At 35.1% G+C, this 24,650-nt stretch carries 16 protein-coding genes and 1 tRNA gene; 7 read left to right on the forward strand and 10 right to left on the reverse strand.

The genetic code is table 11. The features are described from left to right. Positions 1-47 precede the first annotated feature (47 nt). The gene (locus tag Cop2CBH44_RS07640) at positions 48-2,234 is read right to left on the reverse strand and encodes a B12-binding domain-containing radical SAM protein (protein ID WP_246469189.1); all 2,187 of its coding nucleotides are present in this window, start codon (positions 2,232-2,234) and stop codon (positions 48-50) included. Between the two features lie 150 nt (positions 2,235-2,384). Here Cop2CBH44_RS07640 and Cop2CBH44_RS07645 point away from each other — a divergent pair, with 150 nt between their 5' ends. The 3 genes from Cop2CBH44_RS07645 to Cop2CBH44_RS07655 all read left to right on the forward strand — a co-directional run bounded on the left by Cop2CBH44_RS07645 (position 2,385) and on the right by Cop2CBH44_RS07655 (position 9,477). Beyond that, positions 2,385-5,135 carry an alpha-L-rhamnosidase-related protein gene (locus tag Cop2CBH44_RS07645; protein WP_200755839.1) on the forward strand — a complete coding sequence of 917 codons (2,751 nt, stop codon included), beginning with the start codon at positions 2,385-2,387 and terminating at the stop codon, positions 5,133-5,135. Positions 5,136-5,150: 15 nt separating this feature from the next. Continuing rightward, entirely contained in the window at positions 5,151-6,998 is a 1,848-nt protein-coding gene (locus Cop2CBH44_RS07650; protein WP_200755840.1) for a glycoside hydrolase family 13 protein, read from the forward strand. A gap of 211 nt (positions 6,999-7,209) precedes the next feature. Beyond that, positions 7,210-9,477, forward strand: coding sequence for a cation:proton antiporter (locus Cop2CBH44_RS07655; protein ID WP_021932086.1), 2,268 nt, complete (start codon positions 7,210-7,212; stop codon positions 9,475-9,477). An 11-nt stretch (positions 9,478-9,488) separates the two neighbouring features. On the opposite strand, the gene Cop2CBH44_RS07660 is transcribed toward Cop2CBH44_RS07655, so the two are convergent. From Cop2CBH44_RS07660 to Cop2CBH44_RS07680, 5 genes are read right to left on the reverse strand one after another with little or no spacing between them, the layout of a single operon-like run. Continuing rightward, the gene (locus Cop2CBH44_RS07660; RefSeq protein ID WP_021932085.1) at positions 9,489-10,511 is read right to left on the reverse strand and encodes a dipeptide epimerase; all 1,023 of its coding nucleotides are present in this window, start codon (positions 10,509-10,511) and stop codon (positions 9,489-9,491) included. Between the two features lie 8 nt (positions 10,512-10,519). Next, a complete protein-coding gene (locus Cop2CBH44_RS07665) occupies positions 10,520-11,818 on the reverse strand; it encodes a DNA recombination protein RmuC (protein WP_021932084.1) in 1,299 nt (432 codons plus the stop codon). Between the two features lie 10 nt (positions 11,819-11,828). Next, positions 11,829-12,203, reverse strand: coding sequence for a fluoride efflux transporter CrcB (gene crcB / locus Cop2CBH44_RS07670; RefSeq protein WP_021932083.1), 375 nt, complete (start codon positions 12,201-12,203; stop codon positions 11,829-11,831). Further along, entirely contained in the window at positions 12,200-13,546 is a 1,347-nt protein-coding gene (locus Cop2CBH44_RS07675; RefSeq protein ID WP_021932082.1) for a dihydroorotase, read from the reverse strand. Before Cop2CBH44_RS07675 ends, crcB begins: the two co-directional genes overlap by 4 nt. Continuing rightward, the gene (locus tag Cop2CBH44_RS07680) at positions 13,527-14,309 is read right to left on the reverse strand and encodes a polyprenol monophosphomannose synthase (protein WP_021932081.1); all 783 of its coding nucleotides are present in this window, start codon (positions 14,307-14,309) and stop codon (positions 13,527-13,529) included. Before Cop2CBH44_RS07680 ends, Cop2CBH44_RS07675 begins: the two co-directional genes overlap by 20 nt. A gap of 312 nt (positions 14,310-14,621) precedes the next feature. On the opposite strand from Cop2CBH44_RS07680, the gene mfd reads away from it, so the two are divergent. Beyond that, entirely contained in the window at positions 14,622-17,972 is a 3,351-nt protein-coding gene (gene mfd / locus Cop2CBH44_RS07685) for a transcription-repair coupling factor (RefSeq protein WP_200755841.1), read from the forward strand. 45 nt (positions 17,973-18,017) lie between these two features. On the opposite strand, the gene Cop2CBH44_RS07690 is transcribed toward mfd, so the two are convergent. The 4 genes from Cop2CBH44_RS07690 to panC form a co-directional block, all read right to left on the reverse strand. Next, positions 18,018-18,617, reverse strand: coding sequence for an IMPACT family protein (locus Cop2CBH44_RS07690; RefSeq protein ID WP_021932078.1), 600 nt, complete (start codon positions 18,615-18,617; stop codon positions 18,018-18,020). 88 nt (positions 18,618-18,705) lie between these two features. Further along, the gene (locus Cop2CBH44_RS07695; RefSeq protein ID WP_200755842.1) at positions 18,706-20,028 is read right to left on the reverse strand and encodes an MATE family efflux transporter; all 1,323 of its coding nucleotides are present in this window, start codon (positions 20,026-20,028) and stop codon (positions 18,706-18,708) included. A 230-nt stretch (positions 20,029-20,258) separates the two neighbouring features. Then, the gene (gene panD, locus Cop2CBH44_RS07700; RefSeq protein ID WP_021932076.1) at positions 20,259-20,609 is read right to left on the reverse strand and encodes an aspartate 1-decarboxylase; all 351 of its coding nucleotides are present in this window, start codon (positions 20,607-20,609) and stop codon (positions 20,259-20,261) included. Positions 20,610-20,640: 31 nt separating this feature from the next. Continuing rightward, positions 20,641-21,486 (reverse strand): pantoate--beta-alanine ligase, encoded by an 846-nt coding sequence (gene panC, locus Cop2CBH44_RS07705; protein WP_200755843.1) that lies wholly within the window; start codon positions 21,484-21,486, stop codon positions 20,641-20,643. Positions 21,487-21,857: 371 nt separating this feature from the next. Here panC and Cop2CBH44_RS07710 point away from each other — a divergent pair, with 371 nt between their 5' ends. The 3 genes from Cop2CBH44_RS07710 to Cop2CBH44_RS07720 all read left to right on the forward strand — a co-directional run bounded on the left by Cop2CBH44_RS07710 (position 21,858) and on the right by Cop2CBH44_RS07720 (position 24,326). Then, the gene (locus tag Cop2CBH44_RS07710; protein ID WP_021932074.1) at positions 21,858-22,682 is read left to right on the forward strand and encodes a glycogen/starch synthase; all 825 of its coding nucleotides are present in this window, start codon (positions 21,858-21,860) and stop codon (positions 22,680-22,682) included. 15 nt (positions 22,683-22,697) lie between these two features. Continuing rightward, on the forward strand, positions 22,698-24,173 hold the full coding sequence (locus Cop2CBH44_RS07715) for a DUF4270 family protein (protein ID WP_021932073.1): 1,476 nt from the start codon (positions 22,698-22,700) through the stop codon (positions 24,171-24,173). 80 nt (positions 24,174-24,253) lie between these two features. Further along, a tRNA-Thr gene (locus Cop2CBH44_RS07720) sits at positions 24,254-24,326 on the forward strand. Positions 24,327-24,650: the final 324 nt, after the last annotated feature.

Genomic DNA, 24,650 nt, shown 5'->3' on the forward strand with positions numbered 1-24,650 from the left:
TGAATCTCAATGCTCTCATATAAAAAACAAGATTCACCCTTAATTTCTTACAGAAAATACAACCCATTTTCCCGAAGAACTTTCCATAAAGAAGACTGAAGCAGTTCATCGAAACTTCCACCATGTTGTATTCTAAAATCTTTTTCCCAGTCTATTAAAGTCAGTTTTTCTTCATGAGGAAACTGAACTGCACGTAAATGCTCAAGCAACCATTGTCCCCATTCAGACTTTAAACGAAAAACTTGAGACTCTGAAGAAGTCATAATAATGAATTCAGATACAATCACTTTTTTACCTTTTTTGGTACGTTCATAATAACGCATCCAAGGCAATGTTTTTGATATCCAAACCAATCTTCTTTGCCCATCTTTTGCTATTGTATCTAAGCTCTTATCTAATAACCGTTCAATATAAGTAGGAGGAATAGTTGTTCGAGGAACAGGAATATCGAACCACTTATATAATGGTAACTCAAAACCAACCCCTCGCATATAATTATATAAAGAAATACGCAAACCCTCACTAAACAAATCGTGGTCAGCTCCTGCTGTATCTACAAAATCAATATCATTACGTGCAAATCCACCAAAGGGCTTTTCTGTTATTTTTACTGCATATTTTTCCGGATAACAACCTACTGGGCTATGTGCTGTCATAGCAAACCGATGCCAAAATCCCGATTGTACTAAACCGTTCATAAATAATTGACGTACAATCTCCAAAGAATCAATAGTTTCCTGAGCTGTTTCCGAAGGGAATCCGTACATTAAATAGGCGTGTACCATAATACCTGATTGAGTAAAGTAATCAGTTACTTTGGCTACTTGAGGAACAGTAACCCCCTTATTTATAAGTTTTAACAAACGATCTGATGCAACCTCCAGCCCTCCAGAAACAGCAATACAACCAGAACGCTTAAGCAAACGGCATAAATCAAGTGTATAACTTTTCTCAAACCTAATATTTGTCCACCATACAACAACCAGCTTCCGACGAATGATTTCCAGTGCCAATTCTTTTAATAAAGCCGGAGGCGCAGCTTCATCAACAAAATGAAATCCCCTTTCACCTGTTTGAGAAATAAGAGCTTCCATCCGATTTACTATTTCTTGTGCCGCCAACGGTTCGAACCGACCTATATAATCAAGAGAACCGTCACAAAAAGCACATTTCCCCCAATAACAACCATGAGCCAAAGTTAATTTATTCCAACGCCCGTTGCTCCATAAAGAGTGCATCGGATTGGTCATTTCAATAACTGATAGATATTTATCAAGCAACAACCCCGAATAATCCGGGATACCTCTCTTGCTCATCGGAATATCTGAAAAACTATTATTATTCACATAAACAACATCCTTCCCTTGTAAAACATACGTTCTTACATAATCCGATTCTCTACCAATCAATAATTGTTTCAACGGTAATTCTCCATCATCAAGAGTAATATAATCACAATATAAAAACAACCGTGCATCAGATAGTTGTCTTAATTCTGTCGTAATAAAACCACCTCCTATCTCAACTTTTATTTGAGGATATTTTTTCTTTATGTATTCACCACAGCGTAATGCACTATATAAATTCCCTGGAAAAGGTACACTCAATGCCACCCAATCAAAAGTATATGAAGATAACCAATATTCTAATTTCTGTATAAGTATACGGTCTACATAAGTATATGGTTTTAACAACTCATTATATAGATCATCAAAGGATGATGCCGACCTGCCTAACTGCTCCGCATACCGACTAAAGCCGAAATGTGCATCTACCGCTGCCACCAAGTGAGAGATATCTTCAAGATATAAAGTCACTATATGACGAGCTTTATCTTGTATTCCCATAGTTCCAAAGGCCCATTCCAAATCCTCTTCTTCCGGACGAACACCAGCTACCGGCAAAAAATCGCCATTACAAATCAAATGTGCCAACGAGGGTTCTCGTCCTTGTAAAAAAGCAATCGCCAAATCTATAGTCGCAATATATTCTTCCTTAAGGGATATAATACGTTTCAACATTTCATCTTCCAAAGAAATCTGAAGAGTGGATATTTCTTTGAATAAGTCCAATAACCCTGATGAAGAAAAGAGATGAAGAATCACTTCAAGACTTAAATCAGCTTGTCTTGACTCAATACCCAAAGTATTTAAAAATCCCTTAAGGTAGGCTGTAGCCGGATAGGGAGTATTCAATTGAGTAAAAGGAGGAGTTATAAGCAATATCCGGGACATAACCATATATTAAAGCTTAGATTCATATCTGCAAATGTATTATATTACCAGCATATCTGCAATCAAGTATAATGAAAAGATAAACTAAACATATCGAACCATTCTCTCTACCCGATTGTTTCTAATGCTAAATATTAATTGCATAATAACATGAAAACTGCCATACTACCATATCTCATCATTCTGTTATTTTGTATATCTTGTTCTCCAGCAAGAAAAGATAAAATTATATATTCCTGTAATAGTTATACAGTATATGAAAATCGAGTCACACAAGGGAAATTTAAAGCTATTGCCACATCTCCAAATGAAATCATCTCAGATTACCAAAGCCCAGTAAGTCTCTCTTACTCTCCAATCATTGAATTCAAATTCAGTATAAACAGCAGAGATAATGAACTCCCTATTGGAGAAAATCATAAAATTATTATCCGCCCCCAAAATGGTAAATTTATATCTCCCATCTTATCTTTCGGGGAAAAAGATTCTACAGAAAAAACTAATAATAACGATATTCCAAATACGATTCCTGCCAATACAGCTTGGACTGTGAGAGTTGACATGAACCACATGTTAAAAGCTTTCAAAGAACAAGGCTTCTACAAGACCCCTACAAACGATATCATTTACAGTAATGATTTCAAAGGTCTATATATCGCAGGAAGTGGAGAACCTCTTACTTGGGACTTTGAAAATTTATATAACAAAGAAGAGATGACTCTTACAGACAACGACGGTAACGGTATATATGAAACAACAATACGGCTCAATACACAAGACAACACCACAGATAAATTTTCTGAATGGAAACGACACAATAATCTTAACCATTATCCCCGCTACCAATCCAGCCAACTACTTATCGACGCACTTTACAATATGGCTCTGGATGAACTGGTAGACAACATCCGTCAAGACGGAACCTTCCGAGCAGGAGCAGCATGGGATGGTGTCTGGACTCGAGATATAAGTTATTCCATTTGGTTAGCTTTAGGATACATAGATCCAGAGGCTTCTTTAAAGAGTCTAAAAGCAAAAGTGAAAAATGGACGAATTGTACAAGATACAGGAACCGGTGGCGCATGGCCTATATCAAGCGATCGAGTTGTATGGAGCATAGCTGCATGGGAATTATATAAAATCACAGGAGATAACAATTGGTTGAATTATGCATTCGATGTCATTCGAAAATCTGCCCAAGACGACCAATATACTATAAAAGATTCTCAAACTGGTTTGATGAGAGGGGAACAGTCTTATCTTGATTGGAGAGAACAATCTTATCCTCGCTGGATGCAACCAATAGATATCTATCAATCTCTCTGCTTAGGCACCAATGTAGTGCACTATACCATGTATTCCATACTGGGACAAATGGCTCAATTATTAGGAAAAGACATCTCACCTTACACTCATCAGGCTGCACTATTGAAAAAGGCAATCAACCAACATCTATGGATGCCGGAAAAAGGATATTATGGCGAATATTTATATAACAGCATATATCCTATACTATCTTCTGGAGCTGACAATTTAGGTGAATCTTTAAGTATTCTCTCAAATGTCGCATCATCACAACAAGCCAAACAGATAATTTCCCATATTCCTATAACTGAGTTTGGGACAACCAGTATATTCCCTCAACTCAACAAGATAAAACCATATCACAATAATGCAATATGGCCTTTTGTCCAAGCATTTTGGAATTTAGCTGCAGCCAAAACAGAAAACGAAACAGCCGTAGTAAAAGGATTAGGGTCTCTCTACCGTGCTGCCGCACTTTTTACTACACATAAAGAATTATTTGTTGCATCAGATGGAGATTATAAAGGCTCCGCTGTAAATTCAGATAAGATGTTATGGAGCTTATCCGGAAATATCGCTATGATTTATCGCCTTTACTTCGGTATGAATTTTGAACCAGATGGAATACGCTTCAAACCTTTTATTCCTTCCTGTATCAATGGAGAAAAACAAATACAAAAATTTCTCTATCGGGATGCTATACTATACTTAAAATTAAGTGGTACAGGAAATAAAATTACGGAATTCCGAATCAATGGGAAACTGACTTCTGAGCCCTTTTTCCCAGCTAATTTAACTGGAAAACACAAAATAGAAATTGTTTTGGCCAATAATAAAATTCCTTATCAAGAGGTTAATGTACAAAATATAGAATATATGCCTGAAACTACAGAATTCAGTTTCAGGCCTAACGATACTACCGTAAAAATAGAAAACTATACACACCCTAATAAATACGAATTATACCTTAACGGAATTTCCCATGGCAAAATAAATAATGAAATGTTTAAAATATATCCTTTAAATGCGTTTACTCAAGTTGCTATTGTTCCTACCAATAACCAAGGATATACCGGATTTACAGGAAAACCTATCATATACCTTCCACCAAACGAAGAATGGATAATAGAAGCCGAAAATCATATACGTCCATCCAAGCATAATCATGATGGTTATTCTGGCAAAGGATATATAGAAACATCTACATCTTTAAATTCAAATATAACTTTCGAGGTCGAAGTTCCGACATCTGGAACCTATTATATTGATATCAGATATGCTAATGGAAATGGGCCTATTAATACGGAAAACAAATGTGCCATACGGACTTTATTCACCAATGGAAGACCTACAGGTCCCATTGTTATGCCACAAAGAGGAAAAGACGAATGGTCAAATTGGGGATATTCAAATCCAGTTATGTCTGTGCTACATGCAGGAAAAAATACAATATCGATAATATATATAAAACCTCAGGACGAAAACATGAATGGTGAAACAAATATGGCTTTAATAGATTTCATCAGGCTTAGAAAAGGAAACCAACGGCCTTTGATACGCCTATTTCCCCCTATCATTTTCCCTAAAAACGATTAACAATAACAATAAATTATGAAAAAAACAACTTTAGTAAGCTGCTTTTTAATTGTATCATTAATTACAAACGCAGCAATAAAAATCGATCGTCTCGAACCTGCATTTTGGTGGACTGGCATGCAAAATAAAGAACTTCAAATTATGGTATACGGACCTAATATAGCTCAATGTGAAGTCTCAGTAGAATATCCAGGTATAACCCTTGACCGTTGCATAAAACTAGAAAGTCCCAATTACGTATTTCTTTATCTTTCTTTGAGTGATAATCTAAAACCCGGTCACTTCGACATACATTTTCGTCAAGGAAAGCAAAAAATTAAATATCGATATGAACTAAAAGCCCGTAATATAAATCCTGAATCAAGAAAAGGATTCAATGCCTCAGATGTATTATATCTCATCATGCCTGATAGGTTTGCAGACGGTGATCCTAAAACGAATGTCATACCGACAATGCGATTTCCTGCACCAATCGACCGAAATGATCCCAATGCCCGGCATGGAGGAGATTTACAAGGAATCGAGCAACATCTTGATTATATACAAAATTTGGGAGTAACAGCTATCTGGCTCAATCCAGTACTTGAAAATGATATGCCCGGAGGTTCCTATCATGGATATGCAACGACAGACTACTATAAAGTAGATCCTCGCTTCGGGACAAATGAATATTACAAACATCTCATTGAAAAATGTCACCAAAGAGGCATGAAAGTCGTAATGGACATGATTTTTAACCATTGCGGTAGTGAACATATATGGTTTATTGATCGTCCCTCTCATGACTGGTTTAATTTCCCAGATGGTTATGTACAGACTTCTTATCGATTAACTCCACATTTTGACCCTTATGTATCACAATATGATAAAGCCATTACAGAAAAAGGTTGGTTCGTCCAAAGTATGCCCGACCTTAACCAACACAATCCTCATCTGATGAAATACCTAACACAAAACAGCATCTGGTGGATAGAATATGCCAACATCGACGGGATACGTATGGATACACATCCCTATGTATTCTTTGATTCCATGTCTCAATGGTGTGCTGATGTAATGAAAGAATACCCTAATTTCAATATTGTAGGTGAATGTTGGTACAATACTGAAGCAGGATCAGCTTACTGGCAAAAAAATAGCATACTTGATCCATCCAGAAACTCAAATCTGAAAAGTGTAATGGATTTCCCTCTGCAAGGTCTCGTACGTGACGCCTTTATGCAACAAACCGATAGTTGGAATGGATTAAACAAAATATACGATAGAATAGCAATGGACTTCATGTATCCAGACCCAATGTCTGTTCTCATTTTCTTAGACAATCACGATACCGACCGTTTTCTTCTCAATGAACCCAAAAATTTAGGATTTTTCAAACAAGCAATTGCTTTCCTATTAACAACCCGAGGTATTCCTCAAATTTATTATGGTACAGAAATTCTAATGCATGGAACTAAACAAAAAAGCGATGGCCTGATACGGCTTGATTTTCCCGGAGGATTTCCAGGCGATAAAGTAAACGATTTTTTATCTTCCAATCGTACCCCAATGCAAAATGAAGCTTTTGATTTCATCAAAAAAATATTACAATGGAGAAAAGGAAAAGAAGTCATATCAAAAGGGAAAATGATACATTATATGCCAACAAACGGATTATATGTATATCAAAGAGAATATAATGATAAGAAGATCATTATCATCATGAACGGAAACGATACTACGAAAACCATATCTATGACTCGTTATGCTGAAATATTAAAAGGGATAAAATCCGCTCCTGATATCATATCCGGAGAAATAATAACTCTTTCCTCCGAAATGACATTTGCTCCAAGAGCATTGTATATTCTCGAAATAAATTAAAAAAACAAAAAGATAATTATTGAAAGTAGTGAAAAATGGATGTATTTATAGCTGCTTTCAATGATTATTTTTTATGTAACACGCTATTTCATCATATTAGAATATACATTTTTCACCTCACTTCTTCAAATTTTTATAAAATCTTTATGTGTTTTGTATTTATACTCCCTAAAATAATACATAAATTTGATACGAAAAACATAATCAAAATATGCAAAAAAATAAACGGAATTATGCTATATATATAACTATGATGGCTGTTTTTTGCAGTCTGATTTATGTAGCTATCTCTAATGGAGAAAGGTTCAGTCATTTACAATCAATACGTTCGCATACTGACATATCTCCATTTGCCATGTTTCTTAACATCATTGTCGAAAATTTAAGCCATCCTCTCACTATACTCTTGTGTCAAATAATCGTGATACTATTCACAGTTCGTATCTTTTCTCAAACATTTAAATATATCGGACAACCCGGAGTCATCGGAGAAATTGTTGCAGGAATAGTACTCGGTCCTTCCCTTTTAGGCTATTTTTTCCCTGAATTTTCAGAAACTTTATTCCCTCCCAATTCGTTACATAACCTCGAACTTATTAGCCAAATAGGATTAGTGCTTTTTATGTTCGTCATTGGCATGGAACTCGATTTCGGAATTTTGAAAAATAAAATAAATGAGACATTAGTTATCAGTCATGCAGGTATAGTAATTCCCTTTTTCTTAGGTATAGTATCATCCTTTTGGGTATATGAAGAATATGCAGCTGCACAAACTGACTTTCTCCCCTTTGCTCTATTTTTAGGAATATCAATGAGCATCACAGCATTCCCAGTCCTTGCCCGTATTGTACAAGAACGAAATATGACACACACACCTGTAGGCATCTTATCATTAGCATCTGCAGCAAATGATGATGTCACAGCCTGGTGCCTGTTGGCTGTAGTTATAGCTATTGCCAAAGCTGGAACATTTGTAAGTGCACTATATACAATAGGGCTTACTCTAATTTATATACTACTTATGTTCTTAGTCATACGTCCATTTTTAAAAAAAATTGGGACTTTATATGCAAACAAGGAAGTTATTAACAAATCTTTTGTCGGTTTCATATTTTTAATCTTGATTATTTCCTCGGTAACGACAGAAATCATCGGTATACATGCTCTCTTCGGAGCATTTATGGCAGGAGTTGTAATGCCCGTCAATTTCGGTTTTCGTAAAGTTATGATGGAAAAAGTTGAAGATATAGCAACTGTATTATTTCTCCCTCTCTTTTTCGCATATACCGGCCTCAATACTCAAATTGGACTTATAAACTCTCCCACCCTCTGGGGAATTTGCATTATGTTTATATTAGTATCAATAACCGGAAAGCTAGGAGGTTGTGCATTAGCAGCACGTTCTGTCGGAGAAAATTGGAAAAACAGCTTTATTATTGGAACTTTAATGAATACTCGGGGGCTAATGGAGCTTGTAGCCCTGAATATAGGAAGAGAAATGGGCATTTTACCCCCTGAAATTTTTGCCATACTGGTTATTATGGCATTAAGTACTTCTTTTATGACAACTCCAATGCTTATCGGTGTTGAAAAATTATACCATAAAAAAATAAACTTAAGCCAATACCAACGAATTGTGCTCTCTTTCGGGCGACCAGAAAGTGGAAAGTTGCTCCTATTTATAGCTCGTATTTTATTCGGGAAACAACTAAAACAAATGAAAATTATAGCAAGTCACTATACATTAGGTACTGACTTGGCACCAGTAAAGGCTCTACAATATGCTAAAGAAAGCTTTGCTCCTATTATGCGAGAGGCATCAAAACTACATCTAAAAATAGATAAAAGATATAAAGTTACCGATAAGCTGAATCAAGAAATCATCCAATTAGGAAACGAAGAACATACAGACCTTTTACTCTTAGGAGCAGGTCCCCGCTTCATGTCAGAAAGCTATAATTTGGAAAACAAATCTGAACACTTTAATATCCCCGTCATTTCCCACTTTGTACATTTCCTGAAAGAATCTCCCCTGCATTTACCAGGCATATTATTACGAGAAAAAATAGAATCTATTATGTCTAAGGTCAACTGTCCAGTCGCTGTATTTGAAAATAGAAACTTTAAAGGAGCCTCCCGCTACCTATTTATTCTTGATGGAGATAAAGATAAATTTTTATTGGATTATCTCGATACAATATTCAGTAATGGAGTATCCAGAATAACTCTTTTATTAGTAGACAAGCCATCAATAGGTAGTCTCTTAGAACAAAAAATCATAAAAGTAAAAGAAGAATATCCAAATAAAATCATTACAGCTCCCTTAATGTCTGAAAACACCCGTTTCTCTACCCAGAAAGATATTCTATTTTTAAGCTATGACACCTGTAAGAATCTATCTTCTGACACAAGAATATATGCAGAGTTCCCCTCTTTTCTTGCTATACGCCCCGCAACAGAGAATAGCAACAGATCTTAACTGTATCTTTACTAAACAAAAGATACCGGTATAATCCCTATTCCTGGCAATTCTGTCGATATAATTTTTCCCTCCTTTAGCTCGGCACCTCTAAAGCAATCATTAGTAATAAGCAAGTTTCCATCAAGGTCTGCCCAATCGGCCAAAGGAGAAAGTTGTGCTGCCGCACTAATAGCGCAAGAAGTCTCAGTCATACAGCCAAGCATAATTTTCATTCCTGCCAACCTTGCTTTCTCGACTATGCAATATGCCTCAGCCATTCCTGCACATTTCATCAATTTAATATTTACTCCAGAAAATACATCTTTTACCACATCCAAATCAGCTAATCGCTGAAAAGACTCATCTGCAATCGTCGGAATCGGACTCTTTTCTGTCAACCAAGCCATATCATCAATTTGTTCCTTAGGCATAGGTTGCTCCGCAAATATAACTCCTTGCTCTTTACACCAAAACAACATATCCAAAGCATAATGTTTATCGGTCCAACCCTGATTAACATCTACACAAATAGGACAATTCGTCACAGAACGTATCGCCGATATAATCATTTTATCGGTATCCCTGCCCAATTTAACTTTTAATAATCGAAAATCTTTCGCTTCCTTAGTTTTTTGTTTAATTTGATCTTCCGAGTCAATACCTATCGTAAAAGACGTATAAGGAGCTGATAATCTATCAAGTCCCCATATCTGCCACCATGCTTTATTTATCGCTTTTCCATATAAATCGTGGATAGCAATATCTACAGCAGCTTTTGCGGCAGCATTTCCCTCCTCAACAGAGTGCACATAAACCAGAATTTCTTCTAAAGACTGGGCTAAAGAAAACGGACCTAATCTCAGTTGAGATAAAAAGCGGATCACCGACTCTTGATTTTCTTTCAAATAAGGAGGTAACGACGCCTCCCCATATCCAATATATCCATCGCTCTCGACTGAAACTAATACTACAGGAGTCACATTGCGAGACGAAGTAGCCAAAGTAAAAACATGACGTAGCTCTAATGTATACGGTTTATATGAAAGTTTCATCACATTTTCTAATTTTCCAGTTCATTTTCAGTATCCTCTTCTGAGTAAGATTGTAAACCTGAAGGAAGCTCTTTTTTGGCTTTAATTCCCAAAGTCCTCAATTTTTCTGCTTTACTTATTAAATTACCCTTACCTTCTTTCAACTGGCTAAATGCTTGCTGATAGCTTCGAGCAGCTTTATCTATATTGGTACCTATCTCAGTCATCGAATTTACGAAACCTACAAATTTATCATATAATGATGCACCCTGATTTGCAATTTCTATTGCATGGCGACTTTGCTTATCTCGATTCCACAAATCTACGATCAACTTTAATGCAGCAATCAGATTAGTAGGGCTAATAAGCATCACTCGGTGATCATAAGCAAATTGCCATAAAGTAGGCTCTTGTTGCATAGCAACTAAATATGCCGGTTCGTTGGGCACAAACATCATAACAAAATCAAGAGATTCTACATAATCCTGATATCGTTTGGCGGCCAATTCAAGAACATGATTTTTGAGAGAACGAATATGTTCTTGCAAAGCTTTTGTCGCATCTTCTGGAGATTCGGCATCGACATAACGAGAATACGCTGTCAGAGAAACTTTCGAATCTATAATCACTCTTCTTTTATCCGGATAAATCACAATAATATCTGGACGCATTTTCCGTCCATCTTCATTTATCTGAGCTTTCCCAACTTCATCAGCCAAGGTCTCTTGAGTAAAATATTCTCTACCTTTCACCAGTCCAGACTTCTCAAGAATGCTCTCTAAAATCATCTCCCCCCAATCACCTTGAACTTTATTATCTCCCTTAAGAGCTTTTGTTAAATTATTTGCTTCTTGACTAATTTGTCTGTTCAACTCTACCAACTCTCGTATTCGAGTATCCAGACTAAATCTCTCCTTTGACTCCTTATCATATGTATCTTCTACTTTTTGCTTAAACTCTACTAACTTCTCTTGCAACGGAGTCAATATGCGACCTATATTTTCTTGATTTATCTCAGTAAAACGTCTTGACTTTTCTTCAAGAATTGAATTAGCCATAAGGCGGAACTCATTATTCATTTGTTCTCGCATTGTTTCTGCCTCATCTCTTTGAGCTGATAAACGGTCATTCAATATACGATTATCTGCTTCTAATCGAGATACAATTAATTTTTCCTCATGCAGTAACTCTTCTGATTTTTTTTGCCCAGTTCTCGCTTCAATCAATTCTTGCCGTATCTGTTTTCCTGAATTATATTGCATAATAAATACGACCACTGCAACCAATAATCCAGATAATAATCCAATAATAAGATAAATGATTTCCATACTACACCTTTCACTTCGCAGAAGTTAATACTAGTCCTATATATGTACAAAGAAGCCCTATCATTACACTTCCTAGAATATACAATAAAAATAAAATCGAATTTCCACTGCGCAATAAAATCAACGACTCGTTGGAAAAGGTTGAAAATGTAGTAAAACCCCCACATAGTCCAACAATTAACAACATCCGTAATTCAGTAGAAAACCATTCGAAACGCCCCGTAAATCCGTATAACAAACCTATAAGAAAACATCCTAAAAAATTTACAATGAACGTCCCCCACGGAAAACATCCAGATGTATGAGTGACAACAAAGCGAGATACTATATACCGAAGAATACTCCCAATAAAACCACCTAATCCCACTAATAAAATTGTCCTCATGCCTCAAAACTTAATTCACAACCACAATTTTCATCTTTTACTATTCCTTTATCATAGACTTTTACTCCATTGACAAAAGTAGTCTCAATCGTAGCAGGAAATGTATATCCATAAAAAGGCGACCATCCACATTTAGACAAAATATTTTCTCGAGTTACAGTATACTTCTTTTGTGGATCTACCAATACTAAATCGGCATAATACCCCTCTCGTATATAGCCTCTTTTCTGTACTCTAAATAACTCAGCTGGAGCATGACACATCTTTTCGATTACCTTCGTCATAGAAATCTCCCCCCTGTAAAACTTATCAATCATTGTCAATAGAGAATGTTGTATCAATGGTCCACCTGAAGCTGCTTTTAGACATGACCCTTGTTTTTCTGACCATAAATGAGGCGCATGATCAGTAGCAATAACATCTATCCGATTTCCTCTCACGGCTTTCATCAACGCCAATCTATCTGCCATAGTTTTTATTGACGGATTCCATTTTATCAAATTTCCATATTGAGCATAGTCATTATCATCAAAAAACAGATGATGCACACACACCTCTCCAGTAATACGCTTTTCTGACAATGGTTTGTCTTCTAATAAAGATAATTCTTTTGCCGTTGAAAGATGTAATATATGTAAACGTGTATTATATTTTGATGCCAGCTCCACAGCCTGAGCTGATGATGCATAACAAGACTCAGCACTACGAATAAGAGGATGAAACATAACTGGCAAATCTTCCCCAAAACGAGATACGTACATCTCCCGATTAGCTTTTATAATTTCTTCCTTTTCACAATGTACAGCAATAACCGAAGAAACCTCCTTAAATATATTTTCTAACGTCCGAGTATTATTTACTAACATATTACCCGTAGAAGACCCCATAAAAACCTTCACCCCGCATATTCGTTTGGGATTTATTTTCTTTAATTCGGCAAGATTATCATTATTCGCTCCTATATAGAAAGAATAATTGACCACCGAAGTCCGTGCAGCTCGCTCAAATTTCCATTCCAACGTATCTATTGTTGTTGTTTGTGGAACTGTATTAGGCATTTCCATATAAGAAGTGACACCTCCAGCCGCAGCAGCCATTGATTCACTATGGATATCTGCCTTATATGTAAGCCCAGGTTCTCTAAAATGTACTTGGTCATCAATAACCCCAGGAATTAACCACTTTCCGGGAGCTTCTATAATTTCATCAGCAGCATTAATCATTCTGTCAGATAAGTCTCCTTCATGTATCTGCTCTATTTTATCGCCCTGTATGAGAACAGAACCTCTAAATTCTCGATTCTCATTAATAATTACTACATCTTTAATCCAAATTCTCTTCATCGTATTTTTTGCTGGGATATTTCTTAAACCAACTTCCTATTTTCAATTGTATCACTCCTAAAACTGCCTCACCGAAAATACTTGAATTCATTTTACTGACCCCTAATACTCGATTTATAAATATAATAGGGACCTCGACTAACTTAAACCCACATTTATACGCTGTAAATTTCATCTCTATCTGAAAAGCATACCCTTTGAATCTAATAGTATCCAAATTTATCGTATCCAATACTTCTCGCCGATAACAAACAAAACCGGCTGTCGTATCAGCAATTTTCATTCCAGTAATCAAGCGCACATACTTAGACGCATAATATGACATAATCACTCTCCCCATTGGCCAATTTACAACATTTACTCCCGTTATATACCGAGATCCAATAGCCATATCTGCTCCTTTTACAGCACAAGCTGACCACAATTTTAATAAATCATTCGGATTATGAGAAAAGTCTGCGTCCATTTCAAATATATAATCATATCCTCTCGAGACTGCCCATTTAAAACCCGTAATATAAGCTGTTCCCAAACCTTGTTTACCTTTACGCTCCAGCAGATGCAAACGTTCTGGAAATTCATCTTTCAGTCGTTTAATGATTTCTGCTGTCCCATCCGGAGAACCATCATCAATAATCAGAATATGAAAAATTTTCTCCAAAGCAAATACAGCCCGAATAATATTTTCTACATTCTCTTTTTCATTATATGTAGGTATTATTACCACTCCATCACATCCTATAACTGTATCTACCTGTTTCATACTTCATTCTTTTCTTTTTTAATCAATCTCCTTTAAGTCTATCAGTTACAACAATTACATAAACAAGACAAATATACTACATTTTCAAAAAAAGCAACAGTTATAAGAAAGTAATAAAATTAACCAATCAATAAATTAAATTTTCTTAGAATTTCCATCAATAATCCACGATAAACAAGAACTAATTTTTAACAGAAAATCAAGCCTCTCGTTTATTGTTCATCATCAATCATTCATTACTTTTGTAAATCAATAAAAAATTCTCTTTTCCATACATTCAGAAAAGAGTCATTTTTGTTCTAAATTTACACTATGGATACAGAACAACTATATACACTTTTCAATACTCCGGCCCGAATAAAGGCTTTACAACATTTTATTAGCGATAAAAAAAAAGGAACTTTACATATTAACGGCTTACAAGGCTCTGCCGCAGCATTACTTTTTTCCTCTTTGTTATCGTCTAATCAACATTTTATATTAGTAGCTAACGACTTGGAAGAAGCCGGATATTTATACCATGATTTGGTACAAATCAAAGGAGAAACATCAATATTATTTTTCCCATCCGGATACAAACGGGCAATCAAATATGGACAATCTGACTCGGCTAATGAAATATTAAGAACCGAAGCTCTCAACAGATTGCAAGAAAAAAACAAAGCACTTATTATAGTTACATACCCCGAAGCGCTAGCTGAAAAAGTCGTAAAAGCGGATTTATTAAACAAAAAAACATTACGGCTAAAAAAAAATGAATACATAGAATCTACTATCGTTGCAGATACTCTTTTTGAATATGGCTTCGAACGGGTCGACTATGTATATGAACCTGGACAATACGCTGTACGAGGCAGTATCTTGGATGTGTATTCATTCTCAAACGAATTACCATATCGAATAGATTTTTTTGGGAACGAAATAGAAAGCATCCGCACATTTGACATTGAAACTCAACTATCAAACGAACAACTTGACAATATTAGTATTATTCCTAACATGTCTGAAAATGGCATATTTGGAGAATCTTTGCCAGAATTCATTGATGAAAGTGTTATATGGGCATTTCATGATTTTACATTTTCTGTCAATAAAATAGAAGCTATCACAAATGAAGCTATTTCTCCTCAATTATTGATAGCCGAAGAAGGGGATATAAATGCCATAAAAAAAATCATAGATCCTGTAAAATTAAAAAAAAGAATACTTGAGTTTAAACGTATCGAATTTGGTTCTCAAACACAAACTACATGTTCAGCCATCTTACATATTGAATGTCAACCACAACCGATATATCATAAAAACTTCAATTTAGTAAGTGATTCGTTCAAAAACCTCATTGCAGAAGGTTACTCTTTATATATTCTCAGCGATAGCGAAAAACAAATAGAACGTTTACAAAATATTTTTAAAGATCGTAAGGATAATATAAAGTTCACCCCTATATTAAAAACTCTACACGAAGGTTTTATCGATAAAGAACAAAAAAATTGTTTTTTTACAGATCATCAGCTTTTTGACCGATTCCATAAATATAATCTAAAAAGTGAAAAAGCTCGCTCAGGGAAATTAGCTTTAACACTGAAAGAACTCAATCAATTCGAAACAGGAGATTATATTGTACATATAGATCACGGAGTCGGCAAATTTGGAGGATTGATTCATACTGAAATCAATGGCAAGATGCAAGAAGTCATCAAACTAATTTATCAAAACGACGACATTCTCTTTGTAAGTATACATGCATTGCACAAACTAGCTAAATATCGGGGAAAAGAAGGTGAACCTCCGCGCATCAACAAACTGGGAACTGGTGCTTGGGAACGCATGAAAGAAAAGACTAAAAGCAAAATGAAAGATATTGCTCGAGACCTGATAAAGCTCTATGCAAAACGACGAGAAGAAAAAGGTCACGCTTATCCCCCAGACTCCTTTTTACAACAAGAATTGGAGGCATCTTTTATATATGAAGACACTCCTGACCAATTAAAATCTACTGCAGAAGTAAAACAGGATATGGAACAAGAACAGCCCATGGATCGCCTCATTTGTGGCGATGTAGGTTTTGGAAAAACTGAAATAGCCATACGCGCCGCTTTTAAAGCAGCATGTGATAATAAGCAAGTTGCAGTACTAGTTCCTACTACAGTATTAGCCTTCCAACATTACAAAACATTCGCTGACAGACTAAAAGACTTCCCTGTGAAAATAGATTATTTGAGTCGAGCTCGAAAATCTTCAGACATACGAAAAATTATCCAAGAACTATCCGAAGGAAAAATAGATATCCTTATCGGCACACACCGTATCATTGGAAAAGATGTAAAATTTAAAGACTTAGGTTTATTAATCATTGATGAGGAACAAAAATTTGGCGTAGCAGTAAAGGAAAAATTAAAACAAATGAAAGTTAATGTCGACACTCTTACCATGTCTGCAACTCCAATACCAAGAACTTTACAATTTTCTCTTATGGGAGCCAGAGATCTGTCGGTAATCACTACACCTCCTCCTAATCGCTATCCAATACAAACCGAAGTTCATGGATTCAATGAAGATATAATAAAAGAGGCTATCAATTTTGAAATGAGTCGTAACGGACAAGTATTCATCGTCAATAATCGAATACAACAAATTGACGAACTGGCCACTCTAGTACATAGATTAGTTCCTGATGCCCGTATTTGTACCGGACACGGGCAAATGGAACCAGATCGTTTGGAACAAACCATTATAGATTTTGCTAATTATGATTACGACGTATTGATAGCTACAACTATTATAGAATCCGGTATTGACATTCCCAATACAAACACAATTATTATCAACAATGCTCAGAACTTTGGTCTTAGCGAACTACATCAATTACGGGGCCGAGTAGGACGAAGTAATAAAAAGGCTTTTTGTTACCTACTTACTCCCCCTTTACATACGCTCAGTACTGACGCACGCCGGAGACTACAAGCCATCGAAAGTTTTTCCGAGTTAGGCAGTGGTATTCATATTGCCATGCAAGACCTCGACATTCGAGGTGCCGGTAATTTATTAGGTGCAGAACAGAGTGGATTCATCGCAGATTTAGGATATGAAACATACCAAAAAGTTCTGAAAGAAGCTGTTGAAGAATTGAAAAATGAAGAATTTTCAGAATTGTATAACGACGAAAATAATAAACATACGAATGAGGATGAAATTTTCGTCACAGATTGTATCATCGAGTCCGATCTTGAACTCTTGTTTTCCAATGAATACATCCCCAATGTCTCAGAACGAATTTCCCTCTATCAGGAGCTCGACAACATGGAAAAAGAAAGTGATATACAACAATTCACATCAAAACTCGAAGACCGATTTGGCCGTATTCCAGAAGAAGGGAAAGAGCTTATTCGAGTAGTACGTCTAAGACAATTAGCCAAACAACTAGGTATGGAAAAAATTGTTTTAAAACAAGGAAAGATGATATTGTTTTTCGTTTCTGACTCACATATACGTTACTTCCAGTCAACCGCTTTTGGTAAAGTTATCTGTTACCTGCAAAAAAATCCCCGACAATGTCAACTACGTGAAATAAAAACGAAACGATCCATGGTAATATCAAATATTAATACTGTAGAAAACGCTGTTTCAGTATTAAATGATATATTGCACCAAGAATCAATATAAAATCGATGACTTGCTGCGGCAATCATCCCCTCTTTCTACTATTATCTATACATCAATGAACCTCAATGATTCAACTTTTGATAGGCGATTACGTAAATACGCCATTTCTGTACGGCGTATACGTAATGTCACATCACAATCCATGTCAAAATATTGCGATATAATAGTTACATTGTTTTCCTTTATTATATGCATAATATCATTTAAGAAAGGATATTCAAAACAAATGCGTATATCATCTTCAACTAAACATTCTATGATTTCATTTGCACGAATAGCTTCGGCTGCAGCTTCACGATATGCAACAATAAGTCCACTTGTTCCTAACTTTATCCCTCCAAAATAACGAATTACGATAATTAATATATTGGTCAAACCAAAAGAATTTATTTGCCCTAATATTGGCTTCCCTGCTGTACCAGAAGGTTCCCCATTATCATTCGACCTGAAATCTTTACGTTCATATCCCAACATATAAGCCCAACATACATGCCGTGCATCATAATATTTTTTCTGATAAAGCCCAATATATTCTTTGACTTCTTCAACTGTAGATACCGGAATAGCAAAAGAGATAAACTTACTCATCTTCTCTTTATAAAGACCCTCAGACAAACACGCTATTGTTTTATAGACATCTTCCATCACAATACAAAAATATGAAAGAGTTAGCAGAAGTCCAAATATCTCATTTTTTAAGCCAATTATTCTCTTCTATGGATACCTTATTTTATCAGATTTTCTTATTTTTCCAATTTGCTTTTTTCAAATAAAAAAACGAAATGGATAATGTCACTATCCAATAAATATATTCAACAAACCAACAATATTGAACGGATGGCCTCCACCAAAAAATAATAAAATAAATAGCCAAAAGATACACCCCCGCTGTAATCATTTCTATTAAAAAGGTCGACTTAGTATTACCTGTTCCCGCAACAGTATTAAACAATATACTTCCCGGTACTGTAATAAGATAATACAGTACCATGGTAAACAAAGACGGAATACTTTCCTTTATCAATGCTTCGTTATCTGTATAAATGTGTAATAAAAGAGTTGGCTGCACAAACACAAAAAACATTAAGGGTATAATAATCATATAACATATTCGTATAATACGCCTTGCTATGGGCATCACTTCTTGAGGACGTCCAGCTCCCATTGCATTACTAACCAAAGTACAAGACGTCGCAGCAAAAGCATTTACCGGCATAAAAAATATAGTAGAAACACTACGCACAATATTTGCAATAGCCAAAGATCGTTCACCCAAATGCTCAATAGCTACAAAAAATATAAACCATGTAATTATCGGCAAAAAAAATTGTATCATAGTCCATATAGAAACACTTAATACCCGCACAATAACTTTGGGGTCAAAACCCGAAATATTAAAAAAAGCATACTTTTTCCCATCTACCTTCATACCGGTATATAACATAAAAAATATAACCGAAATAAATTCTGATAAAACTGACCCCAAGGCCGCTCCAGCAATTCCCATCTCCGGGCAACCGAATTTTCCAAACACAAGCATATAATTAAGAGCAATATTTGCCAAAGCCATTATAACAGCATTGATTGTAAGAATTCGAGTCTGAGTAATACCCACATAGAATGCTCGAAACATGGCAGCAACAAAAGAAAAAAATAAACCAAAAATTCGATAGTCAAGAAATTCTATTGTTGCGCCATAAATAGCTTCAGAACTAATCATCCAACGCAAAAACCAAGGAGCACAAATATCATTTATCCCGAACAATAATGCTGCTAATAAAATCATAAAAAATGTGCTCTGCAACATTATACTTCCAATAGCAGAATATCGGCCCTCACCATTACGTCGTGCCATCAGTATCTGTGCTCCAGTACTAAACCCAAAACCAATCATATACACAGACATATAATATACTCCTGCTAAAGCTGAAGCTCCTAACTCTATTTCTCCTACCCGCCCTAAAAAAGCTGTATCAGTAATATTTATAAGGTTTTGTACTACCAAACTAATAAGGATAGGATAAGCTACTCGCCATATTTCTTTTTTAGTAAACACAATCTTATTTAGTTAAAAAATTAGATAGAAATGATTTAACCTCATTATACAAAATAAGTCCAACAATTAAATCATTCTATAGCAAACATTATAATTCTAATTATCTTTCCCAGATATAAATATTTCTACTTTTATATGAAAACAGAAAACAAAACCCACCTATACAAGTGGGTTTCTAATATATCCATGCTCTCTCAACAATCTTTTCTTCTATAATAGAAAAAATTTATTCAAATTAATTTATTTGTTGTAGTATCTGGAAATATAACTGTAGGCGTAAATGTCTTAGCTTCTTCAAAATCCATCATAGCATACGACATAATAATAACAATATCTCCTGGCTGAACCTTACGGGCAGCAGCTCCGTTCAAACAAACCATGCCAGATCCCCGCTCCCCCTTAATGACATACGTAGAAAAACGTTCTCCGTTATTATTATTTACAATATATACCTTTTCATTAGCTATAATATTGGCAGCATCCATAAGATCTTCGTCAATCGTAATACTACCTATATAATTCAGATCAGCCTGTGTAACTGTAACCCGATGTATTTTAGATTTTACAACTTCTACCAACATAATTCTATTTCAATAATTTCCATACCATCTATCAACGATGGTAAATAACATTATCTATCAAACGTACCTCTCCACAATACACTGTGACGCATCCAACAACATAATCTGTTTGGTCCCAACTTTCTACCGGTAGCAAAGTACGCCCATCAACTATTTCATAATATTCGACCTCCAATCCGTCAACAGCATTTATTGTATCTACTACAAAAGCAAGTGTCTCTGCAACAGTATGATTTTGAGCAAAGATACGACTTTTAAACAATGTAGCAGAAATATTTAATGCATTTTTTCTTTGTTCCGGAGTCAATCTACGGTTGCGGCTACTAAGAGCCAAACCATCTTCTTCTCTAACAATCGGACAGTCAACAATTTCTACCGGAGAATTTATCAATTTCACCATCGAACGAATAACTGCAATCTGCTGAAAGTCTTTTTCTCCAAAATAAGCCCGGTCAGGGGTGACTGCATAAAATAATTTACTTACAATCTGAGCCACTCCATTAAAATGACCTGGACGATATTTTCCTTCCATCACTTCCGCTACAGGGCCAAGCTCAAACACCCGGGTATCTTCTTCCGGATACATTTCCTCTACAGATGGAACAAAAGCAATAGTACAGCCTACCGAGCGCAACAATTCACAGTCAGCCTCCAACGTTCGAGGGTAATGTAATAAATCATTTTTATCATTAAACTGTGTAGGATTTACAAAAATACTTACTACACAACAATCATTTTCAGCGACACAACGTCTCACTAACTGTAAATGTCCATTATGCAGTGCTCCCATAGTAGGGACTAGACCTACTTTACCTCCATTAGCCTTAACTGCAACTATTTTTCGCTGCAAATCAGCTATTTTAGTAATTATTTCCATCTTGCTTTTTTTAAAATCGGATGCAAAAGAAGCAAATAAAACCCAAATGACGAAGTATTCTACTAAAAAATATTATACAAAACACTATTTTCTATTTATTATTTTGGCAAATAAGGTGTTCCAAAAAGAAAAACAACTTCAAAATCTTCTTTAGCAAAAATCTCGAAAAATTCTTGTTATAAAAAACATCACCTTTTTACAATTCTTATTTTAATCATATATTTAAATACTTAATCACAATTTATCACACAACCATAAAAAAATGGGCTTTATTACTTTCTTGCATGTTAATACTTCTAATATTTGGAGATTTACGATAATTTTTTTATTATCTTTGCAAAATAATTATTGAGATAAGAGGACTTAGACAGATGAAAGCCAATAAGGTATTATTTATTACACAAGAAATTACTCCGTATCTACCGGAATCAGAAATCGCCACCATCTGCCGGAATCTACCACAAGGAATCCAGGAAAGAGGACGAGAAATACGCACTTTCATGCCCAAGTATGGCAATATTAACGAACGCAGAAATCAGCTACACGAAGTTATACGCCTGTCAGGTATGAACCTAATTATAGATGATACCGACCATCCGCTTATAATTAAGGTTGCCTCTATCCAAGCAGCCCGTATGCAAGTATATTTTATCGATAATGATGACTATTTCCAGCGAAAATTTACAATAGAAGATGAAAATGGCGTCGAATTCGAAGACAACGACGAACGGAGTATATTCTATGTCCGTGGTGTTATGGAAACAGTAAAAAAACTACGTTGGGTCCCAGATATTATCCATTGTCACGGATGGATAACAGCGTTAGCTCCTTTATATATTAAACGGGTATATGCAGAAGACCCTTCTTTCAGAAACTCAAAAATCGTATATTCTGTTTATGATAACGATTATAAAGTTCCTTTCAAAGCAGGATTTGCCAATAAACTGATACAGGATGAAATAAAATTATCAGATTTAAAATTCAAGCCTGAAGATTCGGTCGATTGTACGACTCTTACAAAACTGGCAATCGATTATTCTGACGGAATAATACAAGCCAGTCAAACTATAAATCCTGATATACAAGTTTATGCTCAATCGGCTGGAATTCCATTCCTCCCTTATCAAAATTCAGAAACATACATCGATGCATATAATGATTTCTACGATGTGGTATGGGAAAATGCCAATAAATAAAAATTACAGGAAAATATGAAACTTAAATGGATACTTCCCCTTGCATTAATAACGGCAATGGTTGCTTCATGCAATGATGATCTTAATCAAATAGGCTCTTCAATTGACGATACTGTTATATACATAATAGAAGATTCCACTTTTAGTGAAAATCTTTCCATAAAATCCATCCCAAACGAAGCAATACCAAACAGAACCTTAACACAAATGTTAGGAGCAATGAATATTCCCGAATATGGCTCCTTACGTTCTGGGTTCATGACACAATTAGTTCCCTATAATGAATTAGACCTAGATGCAATATATCAAGATAAAATAGATTCACTTATTGTTACATTTACTTATAAAAGTGATGCATTTATAGGTGACTCTTTAGCTCCTATGCAGATAAGTGTATACGAACTCGATAAAGAATTACCAACACGCTTATATAGCAATATAGACCCTGAAACAGAAGGATATGTCGACTTATCCAAAGTTATAGGCCAATGCAGCTATTCCGCATCTAATTTAAACATACCCGATTCTCTTTACTATGCAGGATACAAGACTATAGAAGTAAGATTATCTGACGAATTAAAAGACCGTCTATATAATGCTTATAAAGCAAATCCTGATCAAATGATGGACATTGACTATTTCAAAAAAATATTTCCAGGATTATATGCACGTAACACTTATGGTACAGGTTCCATATCCAACATCAGTGAAACCATCATGGGATGGTGTTACAAAAAGAAAGTGCGTGATTCAGAAGGAAATTTCATAACAATTAAAGATGATGAAGGAAATATTCTAAGAGATTCCGTTATTTCAACATCAACTGCCGGATATGTATTTACCAATGCTGTACCATCCATCAACTTGATACAAGCGAACGTTGCATCCAATATAGAAAAGGCTATAACCCAAGGGAAGGTATATATACAAGGCCCGATAGGTTATGATGCAGAAATCAAATTTCCAACTCGTAAAATTATTGAAGCATATGAGAATGCCAAAAAAGATAAAGAGGATATCGTATGTCTGCTAAATGCTGTGACACTCTCTATTCCTGTTATTGATCCAGGAACAAACGAACACGGAGTCGTTCCTCCTCCTTATTTATTATTTATGCGTAAAGGAGGGAAAGTATATAATAGCGATAATAAGTTAGTAGAAACCAGTAAAAATATTTTCTTCAGCGATAAACTATTACCTGATAGTAAAAATTATTTCTACGCAACATATGATGCAACTAATCATGTGTACAATTTCGGGAATATCCGAGGTTTTATTACTAGTATTATGGAAAAAAATCCTAATACTGATAATCCTGATGCAAATGAGGATATGATATTAGTTCCTGTTGATATAACAACAGAATCATCATCAAGTAGCAGCACTGAAACAATCACTGCTATGACCCCATATATAGCCAAACCATCTCAGATTGAATTAGATACAGAAAATATAAAAATAAAGCTTATATACAGTATCAAAAAATATTGATATAAATCAACCCAAATGGGAAAATTGGTGTACAAAAAAATGGTATTTTTCGAAAAAAGTACTACATTTGCACCGTTTTCGCCGCAATAGCTCAGTCGGTAGAGCGTTTCACTCGTAATGAAAAGGTCGCCGGTTCGATTCCGGCTTGCGGCTCAAGATAAAATAAATCTATATATCAGACAATTACGGTAAAAAATTACCGTAATTTTTTTATATTATAAAAAACATAAAATTATTTTGGGTGTTCTAATATATTTGTCATACAAACGTTATATAAGAAATTCAGATTGTCTCACTATTTCCTCCCCAAACGAGAATGATATAAATTTTGATTACAACATTTGTTTGTAATATATTTAATTAAGAATGATTCTCTAATATATCATTTAATATGAAATCAAAGGTAAAAATAAGAACAATAACCCAAAATCATAACTACACTCTGTATTTATTTTTTTATTACTAAATTTGTATTTT

The sequence above is a fragment of the Coprobacter secundus subsp. similis genome (genome assembly GCF_015097275.1).
Classification (GTDB): Bacteria; Bacteroidota; Bacteroidia; order Bacteroidales; family Coprobacteraceae; genus Coprobacter; species Coprobacter secundus.